Here is a 323-nt window from a genome sequence, read left to right as displayed (position 1 = left end):
TCGTGGACATGGTCCAGACCGCCCGGGCCGCGTGGTCGGGCAGGCCGGCGTCGCAGGCCACCCGGAAGGCCTCCTCGAGCTGGGCCCGCCCGCCGAGGTCGTCCGCTTGCAACCGAGCCGATCCGATGGTGGTCAGGGCGTGCGTCACCGTCTCCCGGTCGTCCAGCCGCCGGGCCAGGTCGAGTGCCTGCCCGGCCCGGCGCAACGCCGCCTCCCGCAGGCCGGCGAGCATGTCCAGCTGAGCCTGATTGCTGTACGCCATGGCGAGCTCGTGGCCGGGCGTCAGCGGCTCCAGCACAGCCACGGCGCGGGCCGCGGCAGCC

The 323-nt window shown here is 75.5% G+C and carries 1 protein-coding gene; it reads right to left on the bottom strand.

The features are described from left to right. On the bottom strand, positions 1 to 323 hold a 323-nt coding region (locus AB0C29_RS49615), incomplete at both ends, for a hypothetical protein (protein WP_360835514.1).

Source organism: Actinoplanes sp. NPDC048791 (genome assembly GCF_040650095.1).
Classification (GTDB): domain Bacteria; phylum Actinomycetota; class Actinomycetes; order Mycobacteriales; family Micromonosporaceae; genus Actinoplanes.
This window is presented reverse-complemented; position numbering and strand designations above follow the sequence as displayed.